This window comes from Arthrobacter sp. NtRootA1 (genome assembly GCF_019976975.1).
Taxonomy (GTDB): Bacteria; Actinomycetota; Actinomycetes; order Actinomycetales; family Micrococcaceae; genus Arthrobacter; species Arthrobacter aromaticivorans.
The window spans coordinates 4,646,508-4,668,057 of sequence record NZ_AP024630.1 but is presented as its reverse complement, the minus strand read 5'-3'; the positions used below and the strand labels follow the sequence as shown (position 1 = coordinate 4,668,057).

The window sequence follows — 21,550 nt, the reverse complement described above, 5'->3', positions numbered from 1 at the left end:
ACGCTCAACTAGCCGATTGTTGAGTGGGCTCCCAAAAACCCAACCGCCTGGCGGGCCGGTGCCGGGGGCAATCTCCAACATCGGCCATTGAAAGGAAACAAGATATGTCACGTGCAGTAGGTATCGACCTCGGAACCACTAACTCCGTGGTCTCTGTCCTTGAAGGTGGCGAGCCCACCGTCATCGCCAACGCAGAAGGCGGCCGCACCACGCCATCGGTCGTTGCGTTCTCCAAGTCCGGCGAAGTCCTGGTCGGCGAGATCGCCAAGCGCCAGGCCGTCAACAACATCGATCGCACCATCGCTTCGGTCAAGCGCCACATGGGCACCGACTGGTCCGTCGCCATCGACGACAAGAAGTACACGCCGCAGGAAATCTCCGCGCGTATCCTCATGAAGCTCAAGAACGACGCCGAGAGCTACTTGGGTGAAAAGGTCACTGACGCCGTGATCACCGTTCCGGCATACTTCAACGACGCCGAGCGCCAGTCCACCAAGGAAGCCGGCGAAATCGCAGGCCTCAACGTCCTCCGCATCGTCAACGAGCCCACCGCGGCTGCACTGGCCTACGGTCTGGACAAGGGCAAGGAAGACGAACTCATCCTGGTCTTCGACCTCGGTGGTGGTACCTTCGACGTCTCCCTCCTCGAGGTCGGCAAGGACGAAGACAACTTCTCCACCATCCAGGTCCGTGCAACCGCAGGTGACAACCGCCTCGGTGGCGACGACTGGGACAACCGCGTCGTCGAGTGGCTGCTGAACCAGCTCAAGATCAAGGGCATCGATCTCTCCAAGGACAAGATCGCCCTCCAGCGTCTCCGTGAAGCTGCAGAGCAGGCAAAGAAGGAACTCTCCTCCTCCACCAGCACCAACATCTCCCTCCAGTACCTGTCCGTCACCCCCGACGGCCCGGTCCACCTGGACGAGCAGCTGACCCGTGCCAAGTTCCAGGACCTCACCAAGGACCTGCTGGACCGCACCAAGAAGCCGTTCCACGATGTCATCGCTGAAGCCGGCATCAAGGTCTCCGACATCGATCACATCGTGCTCGTCGGTGGCTCCACCCGTATGCCTGCTGTCTCCGAGCTCGTCAAGGAACTCGCTGGTGGCAAGGAGCCCAACAAGGGCGTCAACCCGGACGAAGTTGTGGCCGTCGGTGCTGCACTCCAGGCCGGTGTCCTGAAGGGTGAGCGCAAGGACGTCCTCCTCATCGACGTCACGCCGCTGTCCCTCGGCATCGAAACCAAGGGTGGCGTCATGACGCACCTCATCGAGCGCAACACAGCTATCCCCACCAAGCGTTCCGAGACCTTCACCACCGCAGACGACAACCAGCCGTCCGTGGCCATCCAGGTCTTCCAGGGCGAGCGTGAATTCACCCGCGACAACAAGCCGCTGGGCACGTTCGAACTGACCGGCATCGCTCCGGCACCCCGCGGTGTCCCGCAGGTTGAGGTCACCTTCGACATCGACGCCAACGGCATCGTCCACGTGTCCGCCAAGGACAAGGGCACCGGCAAGGAACAGTCCATGACCATCACCGGTGGCACGGCACTCTCCAAGGAAGACATCGACCGCATGGTCCGTGAAGCCGAGGAGCACGCTGCAGAGGACAAGGCCCGCCGCGAAGCTACGGACACCCGTAACTCCGCCGAGCAGCTCGCCTACTCGGTGGACAAGCTGATCGCCGACAACGACGACAAGCTGCCGGAAGAGGTCAAGACCGAGGTCAAGGCCGACGTCGACGCCCTCAAGTCCGCGCTGGAAGGCACCGACGACGCCGCTGTGAAGACGGCCTTCGAGAAGCTGCAGGCTTCCCAGACCAAGCTCGGCGAAGCCATCTACTCGCAGGCAGCCGCAGCTGACGCTCCGGGTGCCGGTGCTGAAGGCGCTCCGGCCGGCGAGAAGACTGCAGCAGACGAAGACATCGTCGACGCTGAAATCATCGACGAAGACGAAGCGAAGAAGTAGCCATGCCCCACCACGGCAACGAAGCAGAGCACTCTGAAGGCAACGAGCCGCGCAAACCCGTAATCCGGGACAACCGCAAGGTTGACCCGGAAACCGGGGCTGCCCGCCACCCCGAAGGCGAAGCTGCTGCTCACACCGAAGGCAACGCCGCCCCCACGGAAGGTGACGCTCTCTCCCAGGCTGAGGAAATCCTCAACGGGGTAGAAGTCCCGGCCGAGGAATCGGTAGCCTCCGGCGCCGCGGCTGAAGCCCAGGCAGCGGAGCTCCGCAACGACCTCCTTCGCCTTCAGGCTGAATACGTCAACTACCGCAAGCGGGTCGAACGCGACCGCGCCGTAGCAGGGGAAATGGCCGTCATCGGCGTCCTGAACTCCCTGCTCCCGGTGCTGGACGACGTCGACGCCGCACGCCAGCACGGTGACCTCGAAGACGGCCCCTTCGCCGCCATCGCCACCAAACTGGAAAACGCGCTGAAGACGTACGGACTGGAACGCATCGCGGAAACCGGTGTCGAATTCGACCCCACCATCCACGAGGCACTCATCCAGCAGCCCGGCGAGGACATCGACGTGGACACGGTCAGCCAGGTGCTGCGCTCGGGATACCGCTCAGGTGAGCGGGTTCTGCGAGCAGCCCAAGTGATCGTGGCTGTGCCGGCGTAGTCTCACGCTCCGCCTTCGCGGATGAGGGGGCGCCGCCCCTACGCCGGGTGGCTTGGGATCTTCGATCCAAAGCCACCCGGCTCCGGTAGGCCCGAAGCCACTCCCGGGCCCCCTCATCCGCTACGGCTAAGAGGTAGTCTCGCCGTACGCTTTTGTTAGTTTTAGAAAGGAAACGCTCTTGGCCAGCCAGGACTGGGTTGAAAAGGATTTTTACGCGATCCTTGGTATCGCCAAGGACGCGTCCGACGCGGATATTAAGAAGGCTTACCGCAAGCTGGCGCGGCAGCATCATCCGGATACCAATTCCGGGAATGCTGCTGCGGAGAAGAAGTTTAAGGACATTTCCGAGGCCTATTCGGTCTTGTCGAATCCTGAGGACCGGCAGCAGTACGACGCCATCCGTGCCATGGGTGGCGCCCGGTTCGCTCCCGGTGCGGGGGCGGGGCGTGGCGGCGGTGCTGGCGCCAACGGTGGGTTCGAGGACCTGTTCGGTGGTTTGTTTGGTGGCGGCGCGCGTCAGCCTTCGGGTGCCGGTGGCATCCCTCCGGAGTTTGCTGACCTGTTTGGTGGCGGCTTTGGTGGAGGCCAGACCGGGTTCCAGCGGGCACCGCAGAAGGGCTCGGATCGCACTGCGACGACGTCCATCTCTTTTGCTGGTTCCATCAAGGGCACTACTGTGAGCCTGCGTGAAAGCAACGGCCACGTGATCGACGTCAAGATCCCCGCAGGCATCAAGGACGGGCAGAAAGTCCGGCAACGCGGCAAGGGCAACGTTGGCCCAGCCGGAAACGGTGACCTCATCATCACGGTGAACGTCAAGCCGCACGAGTTTTTCCAGCGCGACGGCGACAACATCCGCATCCACGTGCCCGTCACGTTCGCGGAAGCTGCACTGGGCGCGACCATTGAGGTTCCAACGCTCGACGGCGACACCGTCAAGGTGCGTGTCCCGGCCGGAACACCGTCGGGTCGTACCCTCCGGGTCAAGGGCCGGGGCGTGAAAACGTCAAAGGCGACCGGTGACCTCCTGGTGACTATCGACGTCGCCGTCCCCCAGAACCTGAACAAGGAAGCGGAGGAGGCCGTGAAGGCATTTGCTGCCGCGACCACCGACGCCAACCCGCGTCACGACCTGGCCGCGAAGGCCCGGTTGTAAGGAGACGGTCATGGCAATCGACGTCAACCAGCCGATCTTTGTCATCTCCGTCGCCGCGGAGCTTGCCGACATGCATCCGCAGACGTTGCGCCAGTACGACCGCCTGGGCATCGTCTCGCCCAGCCGTGCCCCCGGGAAGTCGCGGCGGTACTCCCAGAACGACGTCGAAAAGCTGCGGGAGGTCCAGCGCCTCTCGCAGTCCGGCGTTTCGCTCGAAGGCATCAGGCGCATCCTGGACCTTGAAAACCAGGTAGCGGCGTTGCAGTACCGGGTGGCTGAGCTCACAGAAGAACTGACCCGCCGTCGAAGTCCCTTGGACACGCGCATATTCGCAGCTGGAGCAGCCGGCGACGTCGTCAGTCTGGCCCGCGGCCAACGACCCCGCGCGCGGTCGCAAGCCGTTGTGGTGTGGAGGCCCCGGCCGGGGGAGTAGTCACTCGGCCGTGGTCGTCACAGAGAGAACTTGCTGGGCGCTCACTCTATTGGGCTGGGCGGCTCTATTGGACTGGGCGCGGAAAAGGGGTGTCATTTAAGGTGACGAAAGAGAGGCCCCAAGATGTCACCCACCGAAACGGCCCGACGGAATCACCACGACCTCTTTCCCGGTCAGCTCCCCGCCTTGGCGGTCACAGACCCCGAACTCGTGGAGGTCTTCAACAACTTCGCCTTTGACGAGGTCTTGAGCCACGGGAGACTGGACGCCCGGACAAGGCTCATGGTCCAACTCGCATCCCTTATCGCGTCACAAGGAATGCGTGAATACCGTGCGTTGCTCGGCGCCGCCCTTACCGTTGGGGTGACCCCGGTGGAGGTGAAGGAACTTGTCTACCAAGCCGTCCCGTACGTCGGCATGGGCAAAGTTTCCGATTTCCTGCACGCCACCAATGACATCCTCAAAGAATTCGGCGTGGAACTGCCTGTTCCCGGCCAGTCCACCACGACGCCCAAAGACCGGGCGGAGAAAGGGCTGGCGATCCAGAAAGAGATCATAGGCGCCGAAAGCATCGACGGGATGCGTGCCGCAGCGGCATCAGATGAGATGCACATCCAGGACTACCTGGCCGGTAACTGTTTCGGCGATTACCTGACACGTACCGGCATTGACGTCCCGAGGCGTGAACTCCTCACGTTGTCCATGCTTATCTCCCTGGGAGGCTGCGAACCACAGGTCAGGGGCCACGTCCTTGCCAATCTGAACGTAGGAAACAGCCGCGGGCTGATGCTCGACGTCATCACGCAATTGCTGCCCTACATCGGGTATCCGCGTACGCTCAACGCGCTGCGAATACTGAACGAGGTGGCCCCGGCACATGAGGACCAGTAGGCCTGAGGACCAGTACGACTGTTCACCTGGGTTCAGCTGTGGATAGTGGCCACAAAAGGACGATAATGAAGTCATGGCACGGCAAGAAGGGCACGTGCTAGTGGTTGGCGTGTAGGCGCTGGAAAGCGTCCCATGCTCGTGTAGTGAGGGAAGATTCCGATGTCGTTGTCGGATGAAGAACGCAGGAGTTTGGAAGAGCTTGAGCGGGATCTCGCTTCATCGGATCCTGACCTGGACCTCCAGCTGAAGTCGGGGCGCCCGCGCGGTGCGGTGGCGCGCTCAGTTTTTGGTGTCCTGGCAGTTTTGGCCGGTTTCGCGATGGTCATTGCCGGGATCATCACACAACTCGTCCTCGTGGGTGTGGTCGGGTTCCTGCTCGCTGGAACAGGCGCCTACTTACTGTTCAGCAGGATGGTCCTCAGGAGAAGGACGCGACGACACGATGAAGCCAAGCCTGACTAGCCCGGCAGGAACCGGACCAGCCGGGCACTAATCCGACCTGCTTCAGTAAGTCTCCGGCGGCACCTCCGGAGACGGAGCGGAAGCGCCATCCTGTGGGGAAGGCTTGGTGGTCTTCATGGCCTGCTCGGCAGGAGCCGGCTCTCCGGGAGGCACCATCATTCGCCATGCGAGCACGAGGCCCGCCCCGACGCCAGCGACTGCTAAGGCAACCAACCACCCGGCACGCGGGGAACTCCGCTGGCTGGTTCGACGACTCAAAGTTTGCGTTGTCCTCTTGACCGCTCTGGCAGCGGTGCGCTGAGCCCTCTTTGCAGCTTTACGGTTCCCGGTCAGCGTGAGCATTACGCCGTGTACAACAGACGGGACATCGGCGTGATTGATCCGGGACAACGCCCAACCCACAACCGCGTCAGCTTGTGACGACGTGCCCTCCGCTGCGTGCTTCACCCACTCGGCTGCGAGGTCCTGTGCTGCGGGAATGATGTTTTGTGCTTTGTACATGTGAACCCCTCACGGAGTAGATGGCCCCGTTGCCAGACTACGCTGCGGGGTGCGCGACCAAAAGGTGCCCGAACGCAGCGCTCTTTTCAGGCCGGGATTATGGCTGCCAGCTCCACGGGGTTCTCCAGTCCGGCCCACGTGCCGCTGAGGGTCAACTCGCTGTGGAGCTCAGTTGCGACTTCCAGAACCCTGGCGACCTTCAAGCGCACTCCGCCTGCGTCGATAATCGTCACACCCGTGCCCGAAACCGGGGCCGAGGCACTCAGGGCGGGGACGCCGCCGTCGAGCGTTCCGCTTCCCTTCACGTTAACCGTGCTGGGCCGGGGCTCGGGCTCGCCATCCACGATCAGTGCAGCCTCTTCCTGGCCGGTGAGGATGGCGGTGGCGAGCGCCTTGACGTAGACGGGGTCGGCGCAGGCGTCGTAGACCCACCGCTTGCCAAGGACGGAGTGATCCATGGTGCCGATAAGCCATTCCTGGGCGCCTGCCAGTTCATATCCCCTGTAACTCAGGGGGACCTGGTAGATGCGCTCACCTGCGGCGACGACGTGCGTCTCGAGGCCGACTTCGCCGGCGGGATCGTCAAAACGGTAGGCCCCAATAAGCTCGGGAGCGCCATCCTGGATGAACCAGGGCTGCGACGGCAGGTATCCAGCGATGAGTTCGAGCTTGGACGGGGACAGGGTTGCCTTGTGAATAATCGCCATGATCTCCAGCCTAGGCCAGTGCACGGTCCCGTTCGATACGGGGCCCAATGCGCGGCCTTGCCCCTGCACTGTTTACAATCGAAGGGACGCGCCGACTATTGAGGGAATCATGAAGAAACTCACCACTGTCTTGATCGCTGCCGGGCTGCTTGCCACGGCTTCAGCATGCTCTTCGCCGCAGCTGACCACCGCAGAAACGTGTGACCGGGTGGGTGTCGCCGTAGCCAGCCTCCCGAGCAACGCGAGCAAGACTGCGACCATTCGCGTCGCAAACGCCATCCGCCCCATTGAACCCGTTGCCTCCAACGAGATGAAGCCCGTGGTCACGGCCATCCTTGAATACTCGGATGAACTCGTGAAGGAATCCCCGGACGAGAACAAGATGGGCGAGCTCTCCGCCGCCTACCAGGAAGCCGGCACCAAGTACGGCGAGCTCTGCCGCGGCTAATGACGCCCGCGGCCTAGCGGCCACTGAACGCGAAGAAGGGGACCAGCTGAGCTGGTCCCCTTCTTGCGTCGGGATGTGCGAGAGTAACCGATTCGGGTCAGGCAACCCTGGATGCTCTCTCACATCACAGCCCTTAATCCGGAACGTTCTCTCACATTATGTGAGGGAGGAACCGGGAAAACGCGTCAGGATGTAAGAGAGCATCGGAATTGGCGCGCACGCTGTCGCGCCCTGGGCTATGCCGCGCGCAGCACGGCGTGGAAAGCGTAGGAGGCGTTGCTCCAGATCACGAACAGCAGCGGCGCGGGCGCCAGTGCGATGCCCAGGACTGGTTGGAGCACGGCCGCGGACACGATGATTCCCAGCAGGACCAGCATGGCCAGGCTCAGGTACCAGCGCTGAATCACTAGAAACAACGAGGCCTTGAGGATGCTTTTGAGCTTCGCTTCGGGCAAAAGTACGACGCCGGCAATCGCCGTAACGGCCAGGCTCACCGTTACGGCGGCTACTACGACGATCAGCGGTACCAGAACTGCAGCTGGCATGGACTGGATAATGGCCAGGTCCACTCCCAGGAACAACAGCAGCGCCACCGCGCCCAAACCCAAAGGCGCGGAACGAGTGAAGCTGCGCTTGTATCCCCGAAGGAACGCGGCAACCGGCATGACCGCGCCGCCGTCGTCGTTCAACGCCTTGAAGGCAGTGAAAATGCCGGCGAGCGATGGGGCTATGGTGACCGAGAGCGCCAGGAAGAACGGCCATGCGGCCGCGGGGTCTGCAACCAACGCGAGGCAGAGCACCAGTGGCGCGTTGGCCACCGCGAGCAGGACGTTTCCGGCCAGGAAGGTGTAAATGAACCCGAAGATGCTTCCGAAGGTTTCGAATCCTGGCCCGGTCCAGCGCCGGGGAGCGCGCAAGGTACTCATCCCTTCATCCCGCTCGTCGCGATGCCCTGGATGAAGTAGCGCTGTCCGATGAGGAAGATGATGAGGATCGGGATTACCGAGATCACGGAACCGGTCATGATCATGGCGTATTCGGCGTCGAACTGGCCCACGAAGGAACGCAGGCCCAGCTGTACGGTCCAGAGCCGGTTGGACGTGAGGTAGATGAATGGGCCCATGTAGTCGTTCCACGTGTTCACGAACGTGAGCAGGGCCAGGCTGGCGAGGGCGGGCTTGGACAGCGGGAGGATAACGCGGGCCCAGATGCCGTACTCGCTCAGGCCATCGATGCGGGCAGCTTCGCAAAGTTCATCCGGGATGGTCATGTAGTACTGGCGCATCAGGAACACCCCGAACGCGCCGAAGGCCTGCAGCAGGATCAGGGCGTTGAAGCTGTTCGTAAGGCCGAGCTGCTGCATCATGATGTACTGCGGCACCATGTAGGCCTGCCACGGAACGGCGATGGTGCCGATGTAGCAGAGAAACAGCACGTCGCGTCCGGGAAAGCGGACTTTCGAGAATCCGTAGGCGGCGAGTGAGCCCGTGAGGACCTGGAGGCACGTGATGACCACTGCGAGGTACAGCGAGTTCTGCAGGTAACCCATCATGGGGATGCGGGTCCAGATATCCGTGTAATTGCTCCACACGAATTCGGAGGGAATCCACTGGATGGGGACGGTCAGGACCTGGTTGTTCTCCTTCAACGACGAGGAGAGCATCCAGATGAAGGGCACCATGAGCGCCACCACCAGGACCACGAGCACGCCGTAGATAATTACGTTCGCGGTGCGCTTCTTCTGCTCGCGCGGGGAGCGCTTGCGGTCAGTACGACGGCGGTCTTCCGCAGCTTCCGTGATCCTGGTACCGAGGAATGGAGCCTCGGCTTTGAGGTCTTCGGCCATGTTGGTCATCAGCGTTCCCTCCGCTGTTGGATCTTGAATTGCAGGACGGTGACCGTCAACACGATGATGAACAGGACCAGCGAGATGGCCGAGGAGTAGCCGAACTTTCCTTCGCCGATGCCTTCCTGGTAGATGAGCTGGGACAGCACGGTAGTGGACCGTCCGGGACCACCACCGGTCATGACCACGATCAGGTCGAACACCTTGAAGCTGGAGACGGTCAGCATGACCACCACAAAGAAGGTGGTGGGGCGCAAGGACGGAATGGTGACGTTCCAGAAGCGCTGCCAGGCGCTGGCGCCGTCAACTTCGGCTGCTTCGTACAGCTCGGTAGGGATGGCTTGCAGGCCGGCCAGGTACAGCACCATGTAATAGCCCATGTCGCGCCACACGCTGGTGATAATCACTGCCGGCAGTGCCCAGTCGGAGCTGGAGGTCCAACCGGGCGCGTTGGCGATGCCAATCGAGTGGAGGAACTGGTTGATGGGTCCGCTGTCCGGGCTGAAGAGCATGTTCCAGACGACCGCGACAGCCACCAGGGAGGTGATGTACGGGAAGAAGATCGCCACCCGGAAGAAGCCGATGCCTTTGAGCTTTCGGTTCAACAGCATCGCCAGAATGAGGGCGAGCGCCATGGTGAGCGGGACGTGGCCAAGAGCATAGACCACTGTGTTGCGCAAGGCGATCCAGAAGGAGTCGCTGGCGAACATGCGCTGGAAGTTGGCCAGGCCAACCCATTTGGGGGCGCTGAACGAGGTCCATTCCATGAAGGAGAGGGCAAAAGCCGCCACAACGGGAATGAGGGTGAAGGCCAGGAATCCAAGGAAGTTCGGAAGGATGAACGTCCAGCCGATCAGCGTATTCCGCCTTGCTTGCTTCCTGTTGCCGCGGCTGTGCACGGGGGCAGGCACCTGGGTGATTGTTTCTGTAGTCATGATGACCGCTCCCGGGGCGGAAGCGTTCCTCCATTTCAGGATCAGGAGAGTTCAGGGTCCGGTCCCGGTACCGCGTAATGGGGCGGTACCGGAACCCGGGAGGCTATTGACCGAGGACTTCGCTTTTGACGCGCTTGCCCATCTCAGCGATGCCATCTGTCACAGACTTTTCGCCGACCATGATCAGGTCGTGCTCCTGGTTGAGGACCTTGTCCGTTGCGGCGGATTTGTCGCTGACGGGCATTTCCAGAGCAGTGGCGTCCGGGGTGAAAGCCTTCTTGGAGAGATCGTCCGTGGGCATGCCGTCGAGTTTGAAGTAGGCGTCCTTGACAGCGTCGTCCTGCAGGGCAGGGACTACGCCGATCTTGGAGATGGCCTTGGCGCCCTCTTCGCCGGCTGCCCATTCAATGAACTTCTTGGCTTCATCGGAATGTACAGCGTTCTTGTTCACAGCGAAGGCTGTGGGGGAGCCGAATGTGGTGACCTTGCCGTCGTCGTTCTTTTGCGGCATGGGAGCCAAGCCCCAGTTGACGTTGGTCTTGCCGTCCTTCTTGGCCTGGAGGATGCCGGCGATGTACCAGGTGCCCATGGGCATCATGGCTGTCTGGCCCGTTTCGAACATGGTGCGGTAGCTGGTCTTCTGGCTCTTGGCTGTGCCGTAGTCCAAGGTGGCGCCGGACTTCTGCAGGTCCAGGGCGGTGTTGTACTGATCTTCGAAGTAGCCGTAGTCGCCGCTGGTCTGGTCCTTGCCGTTCTGCGCTGCGGAGATCGCTTCCACCACGGAACGCCAGATGTGGTGGTAGGTTCCATACACCTTCTTGCCGTCAGCGCCGGTTGTGGTGAGCTTCTTGGCCAATGCCGTGTACTGGTCCCACGTCAGGTCCTTCGGGTCATCGACACCCGCAGCCTTGAAGAGGTCTTTGTTGTAGTACAGGAGCCAGAAGTCCTGGCGGTAGGGGGCGGCGAAGTATTTGCCGTCCATGTCGAATGCGTCCAGGCCAGCCAGTTTGTCCTTGCCAACCTTGTCCACCACACCGTTGATTTCCTGCAGTTGGCCGTTGTTGGCGTAGCGGGAGTAGTCGATGACGTTCTTCATGGTGAGGACGTCAGTGGTGTCGCCCCCGGCCAGCATGGTGGTGACCTTCTGGGGGTAATCGTCAGCCAGGATGTCTACGGGTTCAATGTCCACGTTGGGGTTGGCGGCCTCGTAGCCATCAAACAGTGCCTTGAACTCCGGGGTGCCCTCGTAGTTCCAGACGGAGACGGTAAGGCGGGTCTTGCCTTCGGCCGCCTTGGGTTCAGCAGGACCAGCGGCGCCGGCACAGCCGGTGAGTCCGAGCCCTGCTGTCACCGCCAGGGCGATTGCGGCGAGGGTTGTGCGCTTCATTGCGTTTCTCCTTAGTGGGGTGTTTAGGTCTGCCGCAGCTGCGGCTCCGGGGTGGGAGGGCCTAGGCGCTGAGGCCAAGGTCGTCATGTACTACTTGGGCGAGGAGGTCCTTGCCGGCGAGATATCGTTCAAGGTCGTCCAACGCGGCATCGGACATCCGTCTGGTTTCGGTCCCGAGGGAGCCAGCAATGTGGGGTGTGATGATCACGTTGGGGAGGTCATACAGTCGTGAGTCCGCCGGGAGCGGTTCTGGCTCTGTGACGTCCAGGAGGGCAGTGATTCTTCCAGTGGCACACTCTTTTTCCAGCGCTGCGGTGTCCACCAGTGAGCCACGTGCGGTGTTGATGAGCGTCGCGTGGTCTTTCATGGACTGCAGTTCTGCCGTGCTGATCATGTTCCGCGTTTCCGGCAGCGCGGGCGCGTGGATACTGACGACGTCGGACACTGGCAGGAGCTCGTCAAGGTGTACTAACCTGCCGCCGGCCGCAGCTACCTCGCGGGGATCGGCGTACGGATCACTGACAAGGCAGGTGACACCCTGGAGTTGCTGGACCAGTTGCACCACCCGGCGTCCGATTCGTGAAAAGCCAATGACACCCACCACACGGCCGATGTTGCCCACTTCACCGCGGCCGGTGATGTAGCTCCAGTCCTCGCGGAAGGTGCGGGCATCGTTGGCCAGGACGTGAGCCTTCTTACCTGCCAGGACGATCGAGGCAAACGTGAATTCGGCCACCGGGATCGCATTGGCATCGGCCCCGTTGGTGACGGTGATTCCGCGGTCCCACAGTTCGTCGCTGACAAAGCTTCTGACGGTTCCTGCACAGTGGAAAACAGCCCGAAGTTTAGGCATGAGTTCCAAACGCTCAGCGTTCAGGCGCGGAACGCCCCAGCTGGTGAGAAGGATCTCCACCTCCTCCAACCGCCCTGCGAGCCCGGGTGCGTCAAGGGAATCGGTCCAGGGATTTTCACCAAGATCGACGAGTCCCGCCAGCCGCTCCAGTCGCGCTGAATCGAACTGGTCAGCAAAGGTTCCGCTATTCATGACCAGCAGTGCCTGGGGCTTGAGCGACATTGAGGGGATCCTCCCTTCGGAATTTCAGCCGGCCTGTTCGACCGGACATTTATGTGTTGCATCACATCTAATAATCAGTACATACTCATGAACAAGACAGTTCATTCAACTCAATCGAGATTGATCTAAAACATTCAGACTCGAACAAATGAGAGAAGAATCCCTATGGCAACCGGCAACGCTGCCGTCGTAGCGCCACCTCTGCTCGCCGAATGGTCCGGCAAGACCGACGCCCCATCTTTGGCCCGAATCCTACGCGGCGCCCGGGAGCGCCTGACGGTTCGTCCAGCGTCCGACGCCGGGTGGCAGCACTTGAAGTTGGCGTCACTTGGGCAGCTGGCCACGGAAGCTGTCGAGGAGAAGGGCACGGCTTGGCCCCAACCGCTCGTTTCGCATTACGCCCGCTACTTCCGCAACGGAAATCGCACGGCTTATGAGGGACTCGTGGCGCGAAGGCAGCAGCGGCTGACCCGCGCCGTCGTGATGGCCGCTGTCTCCCAAGAGCCTGACTGGCTTGATGAAGTGATCGATGGCGCGTACCTGCTGTGCGAGCAAAGCTCGTGGAGCTGGGCGGCGCACGACGACGTGTTTACCCGTACCGGCGACGTGGTCCCAGACCCCACCCGTCCGTACTTGGACCTGGGTGCAGGCGAGGTTGTTGCCCAGCTTGCGTGGTTGGATCTGGTGCTCGGCGATGCACTGGATGAGCGGGCCCCGGGCCTGCGGAAACGCATCCGATTCGAGACACACGAGCGCGTGATCCGGCCGTTCCTGGACCGGCTTGACTGGCATTGGCTAGGCCTCAATGGGGACGTGCACAACTGGAATCCGTGGATCCACTCGAACATCATCGTGGCCGCGCTGTTGCTGGTGGAAGATGCTCAGTTGCAGGCGCAGGCCGTGGGCCGCTGCATCGAGGGATTGGACCGCTTCCTCGCTTCCGTTCCGGCGGACGGCGCGATCGACGAAGGCTTTGCGTACTGGTGGAATGGGGCGGGCCGCGCACTGGAAGGGCTTGCGCTGTTGGAGGAGGCTACGGCAGGCGTTCTCAACCCGGATCTTCCCATTATCCGCGAACTGGTGGCGTTCCCGCACCGCATGCACCTCGGTGGCAGCTGGTTCCTCAACGTCGCCGACGGACCAGCCCGCGCCCAACAGGGACTCCCCTGGGACATGCTCCACCGCTGGGCCGTCCGTCTCGGGGACTCCGACGCTGCCGCCTTCGCCGCAACCTTCATGGATGCCGCGCCCGAACCCAACGCCGCATCCGGACTGGGCCGCGTCCTCGCCCAACTAAGTAGCAGCACAGCGCGTTTAGAGCCCTCAAAACGCGCACAACTGCGACTTAGTTGGGGGACGTGGCTGCCGTCGGTCCAGATCATGGTGGCCCGGCAAACTCCCGGGTCTACAGAGGGGCTCACCCTTGCGGCTAAAGGTGGACACAACGGCGAGCACCACAACCACCGGGACGTCGGCTCGGTTGTGGTGGCAGTGGATGGCATCCCGCTGCTGGTGGACGCCGGCCAGCCCACCTACACGGCCAAGACGTTCGGCCCCGATCGCTACGGCATTCGGGCCATGCAGAGCGGGTGGCACAGCGTCCCCGCACCGTTTGGTTTGGAACAGGGGACCGGCCAGGAGTTCGCGGCTACAGTCCTTCAGGCGCCCACATCCGAGGAACCTACCCTTGCGCTCGGCCTCGGTACTGCGTACGGACTGGACCACCCCGAGCAATGGATCCGCACTTCGCTCCTGAACCACAAGACGGGATCTGTAGTCATTGATGACCGCTGGAACCTTCCGTCGCCCCCGCCTGAAGGAACGCACGACGTCGACATCACCTACCTTCTCGCCGGCACCGTCCGCGTCGGTGACGATGCGACGGCGACTGTCACCCCCGTCGGGATTCCCACAGTCAGCAGCACCAAAGGACTGCACTTGCGCTGGAAGCCGGCCACCGCCGTCGTGCTGGTGGACGAATGGCACCTGGACGATCCGCTCCTCAGCGACATCTGGGGCGAAAAACTTACCCGGCTGCGTTTCCGAATGCCCTATGAAAACCACGCTGCAGGCGTGTTTACGCTCACCCTGGAGGAAAATTCATGAGTTCCGAACAGACCCCGGAAGCGGGCGGCAAATCGCTGTTCTCCTTGCAACGTCGTGAACGGCTGATGGACGAATTGCGTGCGCATGGAGCCATCACAGTCAGGGACATAGCCGCGAAATTGGGCGTCAGCGAGCTGACTATCCGCCGCGATGTGAACATCCTGGCTGACGAAGGACTCGTGTCCCGGGTGCATGGAGGCGCCACGCTGCCGAGTCCCCTGGATCGCTCCGTGGTGGCGGGGCGGGCGTCGTCACACAGTTACTCGATTGGCATGGTGGTTCCGTCGCTGGACTACTACTGGCCGCAGGTCATCAGTGGCGCGCGTGGCGAAGCGGAGGCCCAAAACCTCAGGATCGTGGTCCGCGGCTCGGCCTATGATGCCGACGACAACCGCCGCCAGGTCCAAGCGTTGCTTGACACCCAAAACATCGATGGGCTCATTGTCGCTCCGGACATGGGTGGGGAGCATGGCAAGGAACTGCTCCGGTGGCTCAACGCCCTGCCGATTCCGGTGATCCTGGCCGAACGCCGCGCCCCGTCCGAGATCCCTGCCCACAAGCTCGAATGGGTGGCCACCGATCACGCATTCGGCGCCGGGATGGCCGTACGGCATCTCTGGCAGGAAGGCCACCGGAAGATCGGCTGCCTCACGGATTCCACCAGCCCCACCAGTCCGCACGTGGTCCGGGGCTGGAAGCAGGCCCTGGCTGCGCTGAAAATTCCGCTGGACAAGTCCATCCATGAGGACTCGGCCAAGCTGGACAACGGCGATCGGGCCAAGCACTTTGATCGTGTCCTGGAACTGTGCGAGTCCAGCGGAACTACCGCCATGCTGGTCCACTCGGACACTCAAGCGGTTGCTTTTGTGCAGCACTGTGTGGATCGGGGCGTGGACGTTCCCGGCAGCATGGCGATTGTGGGATACGACGACGAAGTGGCCTACCTGGCTGAGCCTGCCATCTCTGCGGTGCGGCCCCCAAAAAGCTATGTCGGCAAGGTAGCGGTGCAGCTCATGGCTGCCCGCCTGTCCGAAGGAAGGATGCGACCCGTGCATCGAATTGACCTGAATCCAGAGCTGATTGTGCGGGAGTCATCCGTTGGTGCCCCGCGATTGCGCGCCGATGCTGCACTGGAGGATTCCCTCTAATGCTCGTATTGCCGCCGCCGGACTTTTCCCTCTCGCCGCACACCGGCCTCACCCGTTCCCACTGGACCGCGTATGCCGACTATCTACTCCGCTCCGCACAGCGTTTTGGGACCGATGACCACGCCAATATCTACCTGCCCGGGGCCAACAGCCGGTACGGTCCGCGGAGTGATTCGCTGGAGGCCTTTGCCCGGACGTTCCTGTTGGCGTCGTTCCGGATTGCGGGTGACCCGTTGAACACGGGCTGGATCGCAGACTGGTACGCGCAAGGTCTCGATGCCGGGACCAACCCCGCGAACCCCGACCGGTGGCCGACGCCTGGTGAGCTGGGGCAGGCGAAGGTGGAGGCGGCGTCGTTGGCTGTTGGCTTGGCGCTGACCCGCGACGTGCTGTGGGACAAGCTGCCGCACCGCGTGCAGGAGCAGCTCATCGCCTGGTTCGAGACGGTGATTGGCGAGGAATATCCACCCATCAACTGGGTGTGGTTCCAGATTGTGGTGGAGACCTTCCTGGCCTCAGTTGGCGGACACTACTCCGACGAGGACATCGACGCTGGCCTCGCCATCCATGACTCGCTGTATCGGGGCGGTGGTTGGTTCGCCGACGGTCACGAACGCGCCTACGACCACTACGTCGGCTGGGCTTTCCAGGTCTACCCGCAGCTGTGGGCGCTCATGGCGCCTAACGATCCGCGGGTTGCGGCCAGGAAGAAAGTCGACGGCGATCGGCTGGCTGATTTCCTCGACGACGCTGCCTATCTTGTTGGTGCCAACGGGGCTCCTCTCATCCAGGGCCGCAGCTTGATCTATCGGTTCGCCGCAGCCGCCCCATTCTGGGTGGGGGAGCTGTCCGGCCACACCCGTTTGGCCCCGGGCCTGGCTCGTCGTGCTGCCTCGGGGATGCTAGATTACTTCGCGCGCCATGGCTCCATCACTTCAGATGGGCTTCTCTCGATCGGTTGGCATGACGAGTTCGCTGGAATGAAGCAGGCGTACTCTGGTGCCGGTTCTCCATACTGGGCCGCGAAGGGGATGCTTGGGCTCGCGTTGCCGGCGGACCATGCCGTGTGGACGTCCGTTGAAGCACCTTTGCCCGTTGAGCTTGGCGACACACAACGGCTGATATCGGCGCCCGGCTGGCAGATGGATGGGACCCAGGCAGACGGGGTAGTGCGGATCCGGAACCACGCGACGGATCACGCAAACGTTGGGGTTGCCGCGGCCGACTCGCCCTTGTATGCGCGGCTTGGCTACTCCACGCACACATTCCCGGACCTCACCTCTGAGTCTCTGGATAACGGCGTAGTCTTTGTTGATCCCGAGCGTGGGCAGACGCATCGGACGGGGTTCGAGTACCTGGGGTCGGGTTCCGTGGACGGCGTGCAGGTGGGGGCTTCGCGTTTCACGGCCAATTGGATCGAGCCCGATCCCGCCGCCGGGCCCGATCACGGCAGCGGCGTCTCCGGGACGGCGACTCCTGGTCCCGTTGTGACTGTGGTTTCCGCAACGCGTGGTGCCGTTGAGCTGCGGCTGGTTCGCATTGAGGGCGCGGGGTCCTCCGGAGCTTCACTGCGGATCGGCGGGTGGCCGGTGGATGCTGGTTCTTCCATGGTGAGCTCCGTCCGGGAAGTGCCCGGGTTCGGCTCTGCTTTGGTGGAGTCCGGGACGTTCGTCCGGCCCGGCGCGCACCCGATGGGTTCTGAACTGACCATCCCCTGGGTGGGAACCTCCGGCCCGGCGCACGACGGCGACTACGCCGCCGTCGTGATTCTCGCCGGTGAGGGAGGTCATTCGCCGGATGCCGGGGTCAGGTATGCCGGAGGCCGCTTCGAGTTTCCCGATGGCACCCGCATCTCCGCCGAGGCCCTCGCCCGTTTCGGGGCTTAGCTGCGCATTCGACGTTGCGCGCGGCATGGTGTGCAGCAAGCCATCGAAGCGGTTGACTACCTAGGGTGCGGGGCGCCTTGAGCCCGTCCCCGGCACGAGCTTTGCCGGGGTCTGGGGCGGTGCGACGCTCGAAGAATGGCGCGGCCGGGCGATCTACCGTGCACTCACTGCCCGCCGTGCCCAATCCGCGCTCAACATGGGCAAGACGCTCATCCACAGCGACTCGACCGAATTCTCCCGCCCGATTCTGGAACGTTCAGGCCTGCTCAAAGTCTCTACGACTACCCCGTAGCGATGGGAGCGTGGCTAGCGAGTCCGGGACGGCTCAGGACCAGGACGGTGAGTTACGACGTCCTTATTGCATTTAGGCCCTCGGGTCTCCTCCAACACGCAATTGGAGGAGACCCGAGATCGAGGCGAAGAGGAGCTTACATCCCCGCCGCGAAGCTGCTCACGCACTGCCCCTGGTTTGCAAACACAGGCGAGGGACTCCGCTTCCACCCATCGTCCTTGCACGCCTCCTTCCCGGTCGAAATCGTCACACGATATTCCTTCACGGTCCCGTCCGGCGCGGTCACGGTGACTACCGCCGTCGGGCTTTCAGCTGTGGGCTGCTGGACCGTCACCTTGGCGTTCGTATCCAATGGGTAGCCAGCGACGGCGGGAGTCGCCGTCGCCGTCAGCGCACTGTAGCCGGTGGTTGCCGGGCCGAAACCAACCACGGATGCCTGGTTGACGAGGAGGCGCCCAAGGTCCGCCAGCCCGGCATCTGCCAAGCGGGACCCGGCAATCGCAACCTCGGCCACCTTGGTGTAGGAGCCCGTGGTCACGAATGAGACGCGGATGGCGCGTGTGGTGACCGGATCGAAGGAAACGGTAGCGTGTGCAGTAATGGAAAGCCCCGTAACTGCCCCCGCAGACGTGTCCTTCCACGCTCCCGTTGCATCCTGGTACTGCACATTGAGGCTCTGCGCGGCCTTCTCCGCAGACGTGACGGTCACTGAAGAAACGGTGTAGTCGCGGCTGAATGAGTAGCTGAGGGAGTCGCCGTTGCGGCCACCACTCACCCAGTTGGACCAGCGCGTTGAGGTGTTGGTATCGCAGGTGTTCCTGGCGATGTAGGAGCCCTCGGTGTAGCTGGCGGTGACTGATGTGCCGGGATCGTCCTTGCAGATGTTCACGGAAAGAACCCGGTCCACCACAATCACAGTCAGTGTTGCGGGGAGTCCGCCAGCGGTGCCCGAAACGCTCACGGCACCAACGGACTGAAGTGCGGACTCAGAAAGCGAGGCCCAGTTCCACGTCACCGCAAGGGGATTCCGCGCTGGACCGTCGGCGATCTGACCGGGGACGCTGGTTGGAGCGGCAGCCTGAACGGCCGCAACAGACGATCCAACACCCACAGTCGCCGAGACAGGATCCGTCGCGGCGTAAGTGCCCACTGTCACGGTCAAAACAGCCTCGAACGCCTGCCCGTAGGGATCGACGCCGAAACCATACAAAGTCACTTTCCCTGCCTTCTGCCAGGCAGTCGGATCAACGGAGGTCCACGTAACAGGCAGCGGCCTGCCCGGACCTGCCTCGTAAACCGGAACGACGGTGGCTGGCAGGACAGGCAGGGCGCCAACAGGCGTGCTCACGTCAATCGGGGAAACACCGAGGAGCTTCAAATCGGCGATGTCCGTGAACGCCCAGGCCTGGTGGGGGCTTGCTGAAGCAGTAGCCGTAGTCCCCGAAGACGAAGCCAACGCCACACCCGTACCGGCGGCGGTCTGGTTGCCGGAAACCTGCAAGGCAATCGCGGCGCCGGCGTTCACCAAGGTCCATTGCTTCCCGTTCTCCGTGGTCACAGTCCACTGTGCGGAAGGGGTCGCCTTAGCCTGTTCGAGTGACAGGGAGGCAAGCGAAGCAGCACCCGATTGGCTGCCATTCATGACTCCACCACTGCCCGTGAGCACCCGTCCCTCCTTGTTGGTCAGGACCCATCGGCGGTCATTCGCGAACTCGTCGTCAGCATTCACAGCGTTGAAAGTCCAGATCTGCGGAGCAACGCCCGCAGCGTCCACACCTAGCTCCTCGATTGACACCGCACCGTTCGCGCCACCCTGAAGGTACTTGCCGCTAGCCTCACCGGTGAGGTGGTAGCTGTGGCCGTCGCGCACAGGTGCCGCATCGTCCGATACCCCGCTGACGCCGTCGACGACGAACGTCACCACGGACGCTGCAGGCACCTCGAGTGTCGCGGCCTTAGCCGAGGTATCGACGGCGACAGGCTCGCCTTTCACAAGGGCGTTCTTCTCGATGTCGTCCAACGGGGACTTCGTGGTGACCACGGGGGTGACCTTGGCGTCTGGCGCGATGGACCCGAAGCGACTGAGATCGATGGTGACCTTTTCCGGGGTCGCGGTGTCATTGAAGTGGACCAGAGTGGCTCCAGTGCCGTCCGCACGGAGGGCGCTTGCGGTCTTGGCGTTGTCGTTCGGGACGAGGAAGTCGCCCGGTCGGATGTAGTGAGTGAAGTTCCGGGTGGTGTTGTACTTCTGGTTGGTCAGCACCTTGCACTTGGCTGCATCCAAGGTAGCGCCGTCATTGAGCCGGCGGTTGGAATAGCCCTCACGGCCAGCGTAGTTGCAGTCGAAATCGACGTAGATGGAACCCCAGCCTTTGTCGGCCTTCTCCTGCTTATACGTGTCCTCCACCGGCTGCCAGAAGACCCAGGCGTTGGGATCCAGCTCGCGGAGATCGTTGACCATGCGGCTCGCGATGCCCAGACCGTTGGTGATGTTGGAGCGGTCCCAACCGCTGGTGGAATCGCCGAGCGCCGGGTTGCCGGTCCAGAACCCGCCTACCTCGCTCATCCACAGCGGCTTGTCGGTGGAGCTGGCCAGGTCGCGGACCCGGCGGCGGTCATTGGTCCCGTAGGTATGGACGTTGAGCTGCGAGACGGCGTCCTTGGCTTCCTGGCTGTAGCCGTTCCAGTTGGTCATGAACTTGGTGGGGTCAGTCTCGTCCATCGCGGAGATGACCGCGCCTGTGCTGCCTTTCGTGAGTTCGGCAGCCAAAAGCTTGGTGACGCGGTCCTGGGCGGCTGGATAGATCAGCGAACCTTCCTGCTTCTGCGTGTACGTCGTGGGCGGCTTGCCGGTGGTGGCGTTGATGTCCGTGCCCCAGTAACCGGAGTTGGGTTCGTTGAACGGATCGATGGTGTCAACGGTGATTCCACTGCCCTTTTCAAGGAGTTCTACAGCGTGCCTCATGTATGCGGCGAACTTGCCTTCCGCTTCCGGCAGGAGGTTCTCACCCTTGTTGGTGTTGACCTGGCCGGAGACGTAGCCGCTTTTTGTCATGAACCAAGGCGGGGAGTTGCTGAAGGCTTCCCAATGGGTAATCTGCTGATCTTGGGCGAGCCGCTCCACCCACCAACGCTGGTTCTGGTCTGCGTCGGGGTTGTAGGAGGCGGGATCGTCCGGGTCCCACGCGTTGAGGAAGGCCAGCTTGTTGGCCTGCGTCTTGTCAACGGTTCCGTCAGGGTTGTAAAGGTTCGACGCCGGCTGGCCGGGTTGAGCTTCTGGGACCGGTTTCCACCATCCCTCTACGGCGCTGCCGTCGTTGAGGTAGTTGGCAACGTCCGAAGCGTTCCCACCACCCACGTTGTAGCGGGCGATATTGAGGTTGAGCCCGTCCTCGCTGAAGACCTTCTGGTACAGCTCCTCACGCAGCTCGGGAGAGTAACCCGCGGTCGCATTCGCGAACCAGACGAGGCTGGTTCCCCAGCCTTCGAACGCTTCGCCGCGGCTGGCGGGGTTCGGAGTGATGGTGACGGCGGTTGCGTCATCTGCGTGGGCTTGCGGTGCTGTTGCGGGCACCAGAGCAAGGCTCGCTGCCGCCGTGGCAGCTGCGGCCAGTACGGCCACTGGCTTTCGGAATCTTCGCGGGG

At 62.6% G+C, this 21,550-nt stretch carries 18 protein-coding genes and 1 pseudogene; 11 read left to right on the top strand and 8 right to left on the bottom strand.

Features of this window, described 5'->3' with window-relative positions; translation table 11 throughout:
• The first annotated feature begins 104 nt into the window (after nt 1-104).
• The 6 genes from dnaK to LDN90_RS21215 all read left to right on the top strand — a co-directional run bounded on the left by dnaK (nt 105) and on the right by LDN90_RS21215 (nt 5,574).
• Nucleotides 105-1,970, top strand: coding sequence for a molecular chaperone DnaK (gene dnaK / locus LDN90_RS21240; protein WP_216926739.1), 1,866 nt, complete (start codon nt 105-107; stop codon nt 1,968-1,970).
• A gap of 2 nt (nt 1,971-1,972) precedes the next feature.
• Nucleotides 1,973-2,632 (top strand): nucleotide exchange factor GrpE, encoded by a 660-nt coding sequence (locus tag LDN90_RS21235; RefSeq protein ID WP_216926738.1) that lies wholly within the window; start codon nt 1,973-1,975, stop codon nt 2,630-2,632.
• Between the two features lie 178 nt (nt 2,633-2,810).
• Entirely contained in the window at nt 2,811-3,788 is a 978-nt protein-coding gene (locus LDN90_RS21230; protein WP_223947023.1) for a DnaJ C-terminal domain-containing protein, read from the top strand.
• Nucleotides 3,789-3,798: 10 nt separating this feature from the next.
• A complete protein-coding gene (locus tag LDN90_RS21225) occupies nt 3,799-4,221 on the top strand; it encodes a helix-turn-helix transcriptional regulator (protein ID WP_223947022.1) in 423 nt (140 codons plus the stop codon).
• A gap of 123 nt (nt 4,222-4,344) precedes the next feature.
• A complete protein-coding gene (locus LDN90_RS21220; protein ID WP_223947021.1) occupies nt 4,345-5,112 on the top strand; it encodes a carboxymuconolactone decarboxylase family protein in 768 nt (255 codons plus the stop codon).
• 159 nt (nt 5,113-5,271) lie between these two features.
• On the top strand, nt 5,272-5,574 hold the full coding sequence (locus tag LDN90_RS21215; protein WP_216926734.1) for a DUF3040 domain-containing protein: 303 nt from the start codon (nt 5,272-5,274) through the stop codon (nt 5,572-5,574).
• Nucleotides 5,575-5,616: 42 nt separating this feature from the next.
• Here the strand turns inward: LDN90_RS21215 and LDN90_RS21210 are convergent, their stop codons facing one another.
• Both LDN90_RS21210 and LDN90_RS21205 read right to left on the bottom strand, forming a co-directional pair.
• Nucleotides 5,617-6,075 carry a hypothetical protein gene (locus tag LDN90_RS21210; protein WP_223947020.1) on the bottom strand — a complete coding sequence of 153 codons (459 nt, stop codon included), beginning with the start codon at nt 6,073-6,075 and terminating at the stop codon, nt 5,617-5,619.
• Between the two features lie 86 nt (nt 6,076-6,161).
• Nucleotides 6,162-6,782, bottom strand: a complete 621-nt coding sequence (locus LDN90_RS21205) for a hypothetical protein (RefSeq protein WP_223947019.1) — start codon at nt 6,780-6,782, stop codon at nt 6,162-6,164.
• A gap of 109 nt (nt 6,783-6,891) precedes the next feature.
• On the opposite strand from LDN90_RS21205, the gene LDN90_RS21200 reads away from it, so the two are divergent.
• On the top strand, nt 6,892-7,230 hold the full coding sequence (locus tag LDN90_RS21200) for a hypothetical protein (RefSeq protein WP_216926732.1): 339 nt from the start codon (nt 6,892-6,894) through the stop codon (nt 7,228-7,230).
• A 236-nt stretch (nt 7,231-7,466) separates the two neighbouring features.
• On the opposite strand, the gene LDN90_RS21195 is transcribed toward LDN90_RS21200, so the two are convergent.
• The 5 genes from LDN90_RS21195 to LDN90_RS21175 form a co-directional block, all read right to left on the bottom strand.
• Complete coding sequence (locus LDN90_RS21195) at nt 7,467-8,156, bottom strand: hypothetical protein (protein WP_223947018.1); 690 nt, start codon at nt 8,154-8,156, stop codon at nt 7,467-7,469.
• Complete coding sequence (locus tag LDN90_RS21190) at nt 8,153-9,085, bottom strand: carbohydrate ABC transporter permease (protein WP_223947017.1); 933 nt, start codon at nt 9,083-9,085, stop codon at nt 8,153-8,155. Before LDN90_RS21190 ends, LDN90_RS21195 begins: the two co-directional genes overlap by 4 nt.
• Nucleotides 9,085-10,011 carry a sugar ABC transporter permease gene (locus LDN90_RS21185; protein ID WP_223947016.1) on the bottom strand — a complete coding sequence of 309 codons (927 nt, stop codon included), beginning with the start codon at nt 10,009-10,011 and terminating at the stop codon, nt 9,085-9,087. Before LDN90_RS21185 ends, LDN90_RS21190 begins: the two co-directional genes overlap by 1 nt.
• A gap of 103 nt (nt 10,012-10,114) precedes the next feature.
• Nucleotides 10,115-11,398, bottom strand: a complete 1,284-nt coding sequence (locus LDN90_RS21180) for a sugar ABC transporter substrate-binding protein (RefSeq protein ID WP_216926729.1) — start codon at nt 11,396-11,398, stop codon at nt 10,115-10,117.
• A 61-nt stretch (nt 11,399-11,459) separates the two neighbouring features.
• A complete protein-coding gene (locus LDN90_RS21175; protein ID WP_223947015.1) occupies nt 11,460-12,473 on the bottom strand; it encodes a hydroxyacid dehydrogenase in 1,014 nt (337 codons plus the stop codon).
• 165 nt (nt 12,474-12,638) lie between these two features.
• On the opposite strand from LDN90_RS21175, the gene LDN90_RS21170 reads away from it, so the two are divergent.
• The 4 genes and pseudogenes from LDN90_RS21170 to LDN90_RS21155 form a co-directional block, all read left to right on the top strand.
• Nucleotides 12,639-14,579 carry a heparinase II/III family protein gene (locus LDN90_RS21170; RefSeq protein WP_223947014.1) on the top strand — a complete coding sequence of 647 codons (1,941 nt, stop codon included), beginning with the start codon at nt 12,639-12,641 and terminating at the stop codon, nt 14,577-14,579.
• On the top strand, nt 14,576-15,727 hold the full coding sequence (locus tag LDN90_RS21165) for a LacI family DNA-binding transcriptional regulator (RefSeq protein ID WP_223947013.1): 1,152 nt from the start codon (nt 14,576-14,578) through the stop codon (nt 15,725-15,727). Before LDN90_RS21170 ends, LDN90_RS21165 begins: the two co-directional genes overlap by 4 nt.
• Nucleotides 15,727-17,613 (top strand): DUF2264 domain-containing protein, encoded by a 1,887-nt coding sequence (locus LDN90_RS21160; RefSeq protein WP_223947012.1) that lies wholly within the window; start codon nt 15,727-15,729, stop codon nt 17,611-17,613. Before LDN90_RS21165 ends, LDN90_RS21160 begins: the two co-directional genes overlap by 1 nt.
• Nucleotides 17,614-17,680: 67 nt before the next feature.
• A pseudogene (locus LDN90_RS21155) lies at nt 17,681-17,905 on the top strand (GNAT family N-acetyltransferase); the annotation flags it as partial.
• Between the two features lie 136 nt (nt 17,906-18,041).
• On the opposite strand, the gene LDN90_RS21150 reads toward LDN90_RS21155, so the two are convergent.
• On the bottom strand, nt 18,042-21,527 hold the full coding sequence (locus tag LDN90_RS21150; protein ID WP_223947011.1) for a glycoside hydrolase: 3,486 nt from the start codon (nt 21,525-21,527) through the stop codon (nt 18,042-18,044).
• Nucleotides 21,528-21,550: the final 23 nt, after the last annotated feature.

Excerpts from the sequence above, each read along its gene's own strand:
- dnaK (WP_216926739.1), top strand. The coding sequence starts at position 105 with ATGTCACGTGCAGTAGGTATCGACCTCGGAACCACTAACTCCGTGGTC.
- LDN90_RS21235 (WP_216926738.1), top strand. The coding sequence starts at position 1,973 with ATGCCCCACCACGGCAACGAAGCAGAGCACTCTGAAGGCAACGAGCCG.
- LDN90_RS21225 (WP_223947022.1), top strand. The coding sequence starts at position 3,799 with ATGGCAATCGACGTCAACCAGCCGATCTTTGTCATCTCCGTCGCCGCG.
- LDN90_RS21220 (WP_223947021.1), top strand. The coding sequence starts at position 4,345 with ATGTCACCCACCGAAACGGCCCGACGGAATCACCACGACCTCTTTCCC.
- LDN90_RS21215 (WP_216926734.1), top strand. The coding sequence starts at position 5,272 with ATGTCGTTGTCGGATGAAGAACGCAGGAGTTTGGAAGAGCTTGAGCGG.
- LDN90_RS21210 (WP_223947020.1), bottom strand. The coding sequence starts at position 6,075 with ATGTACAAAGCACAAAACATCATTCCCGCAGCACAGGACCTCGCAGCC.
- LDN90_RS21205 (WP_223947019.1), bottom strand. The coding sequence starts at position 6,782 with ATGGCGATTATTCACAAGGCAACCCTGTCCCCGTCCAAGCTCGAACTC.
- LDN90_RS21200 (WP_216926732.1), top strand. The coding sequence starts at position 6,892 with ATGAAGAAACTCACCACTGTCTTGATCGCTGCCGGGCTGCTTGCCACG.
- LDN90_RS21195 (WP_223947018.1), bottom strand. The coding sequence starts at position 8,156 with ATGAGTACCTTGCGCGCTCCCCGGCGCTGGACCGGGCCAGGATTCGAA.
- LDN90_RS21190 (WP_223947017.1), bottom strand. The coding sequence starts at position 9,085 with ATGACCAACATGGCCGAAGACCTCAAAGCCGAGGCTCCATTCCTCGGT.
- LDN90_RS21185 (WP_223947016.1), bottom strand. The coding sequence starts at position 10,011 with ATGACTACAGAAACAATCACCCAGGTGCCTGCCCCCGTGCACAGCCGC.
- LDN90_RS21180 (WP_216926729.1), bottom strand. The coding sequence starts at position 11,398 with ATGAAGCGCACAACCCTCGCCGCAATCGCCCTGGCGGTGACAGCAGGG.
- LDN90_RS21175 (WP_223947015.1), bottom strand. The coding sequence starts at position 12,473 with ATGTCGCTCAAGCCCCAGGCACTGCTGGTCATGAATAGCGGAACCTTT.
- LDN90_RS21170 (WP_223947014.1), top strand. The coding sequence starts at position 12,639 with ATGGCAACCGGCAACGCTGCCGTCGTAGCGCCACCTCTGCTCGCCGAA.
- LDN90_RS21165 (WP_223947013.1), top strand. The coding sequence starts at position 14,576 with ATGAGTTCCGAACAGACCCCGGAAGCGGGCGGCAAATCGCTGTTCTCC.
- LDN90_RS21160 (WP_223947012.1), top strand. The coding sequence starts at position 15,727 with ATGCTCGTATTGCCGCCGCCGGACTTTTCCCTCTCGCCGCACACCGGC.